This is a genomic window from Photorhabdus kayaii (genome assembly GCF_025384895.1).
Lineage (GTDB): Bacteria > Pseudomonadota > Gammaproteobacteria > Enterobacterales > Enterobacteriaceae > Photorhabdus > Photorhabdus kayaii.
Genome location: NZ_JAJAFZ010000169.1, coordinates 1 through 1620, shown reverse-complemented (window position 1 = coordinate 1620; position 1620 = coordinate 1). Strand labels below are relative to the sequence as shown.

The window sequence follows — 1620 nt, the reverse complement described above, 5'->3', positions numbered from 1 at the left end:
GCGGCCGTGGGCATAATCGAGCAGCTGGCCGTCGAGATTGAGCAGGCTGCGGCGTTTATTGCCGGTCAGGCTGAGGGGCTCAACGGCATACTGGACCCCCAGACCGTTTTGCGGCGAGAAGAAGGTGTCGCGGATACGGTCGGCCCGTTTCAGCTGTTCCAGCACATCCTGGCGGATAAGTTGCTGGCCGTCCGCGCTGTGGGTCAGGTTGTTTTCCACAAACGGTTTCAGGTTCTGCTGATAGAAAGCGTCCAGCGTGCCGCCGGGCCGGAAGAACCGCGCGAACTCGCTGAGCGGCACATCCTCCGTCGCGTCCGGGTTGAACGGATAGCGGCCGGCCAGGTAGGTCTGGTACTGTCTGACGACGGTGTCGTGCCATTCGATTTCCAGCGAGCGGATGGCTTCTCTCATCACTACCCGCCAGGCCTGTTCGGCCAGCTCGCCGACCCAGCGGTTGAGCGGCGCCGGCAGGGTTTTCGCCCGCTGCTGCACGTCGAAAATCGGGTCGCTGTTATGCTGTTCAAGCCGCTGCTGAACGGCGCTCAGGGCGGCTTTACCCGGGACCGGGGCATTCTGAATCGCCAGCAGGTAACGGTGCAGCGCCACCAGTTGCTGATAAACCCCCTGTAAGGTGCTGTTTTTATCCCCGGACTCCACCAGCACCGCGGTTTCCGGCGCGAATTCCCGGTGAATACGCGCCAGCAGGCGGTAATCCGGGGTATCGCGTAACGCCTGCCGGGCTTTGGCCGGCAGCGTCTCGTCAATCCCCGGCAGGCGGGTGTTGTCACTCAGGATTTGCAGGGCGCGGCTGATGGGCTGCTCGCCGCTGATGACCTGTTCAAGGGCGCTGATGGCCTGCGGGATATCGGTAAAGTCACGAATATCCAGGTTGTTCATCGCCGCGCGCCAGGTGGCGGTGTAGTCCCCCAGGTACTGCTCGGTGATTTGGCGCTGGATTGCTTTGCGGTCCGTGTCGCTGTATTGCACGTTGTGTGACAGGTTCAGGACCCAGCTGTCCATAACGGTGAGGTCGATCAACTGGTCGTCCTGCTTGACGAAGTAGTTGTTCAGGCCGTTTATCGTCAGGAACTGCGGGATAATCAGTTGTTTGTCATTATTGGCGATAAAGAGGCGGTCAAAGCTCGGGCCAATCTGGTCGCGCAGGTTGAGGGGGGGCGGCAGTGAATCCTGGGCTTTAATGCGCAGGTTCTGGTAGACCCGTTGATAAATAGAGAGCTGACTCAGCTCTTTCTGGGCATTTATCATCGGCCGCTGGTAAGGGGCAAAGCGGCTGATAGCGGCCTGATCGCCCGCCTCCCGCGCGGCCCGCCAGTCGGTGTGATCCAGGGCATAGTCCAGATGCGTCAGCAACTGTTGCTGTAACGGGCGCTGGCCGTTAAACGCCTGGCTCCAGCGCGCCTGCATATAATGTTCGACCAGCGATTTATGGCGGCCGCTGCCGTCTTCCAGCATCCGCATGATACGCAGGACGGCCAGTTTTTCTTCGCTGCCTTTCGGCGCCCGGTTCAGGTCATCCAGCAGGCCGTTCATTAAGGCCGGCAGAAAGCGCTGAGACAACAGTTGCAGGTAGGTGTTTTCCACATACGGGCCGACCGCCGC

1 protein-coding gene is annotated in these 1620 nt (G+C 60.7%); it reads right to left on the bottom strand.

The features are described from left to right. Positions 1-1620, bottom strand: a 1620-nt coding sequence (tssM, locus tag LGZ98_RS23645; RefSeq protein ID WP_262978721.1) for a type VI secretion system membrane subunit TssM, incomplete at both ends; no start/stop codon positions are given.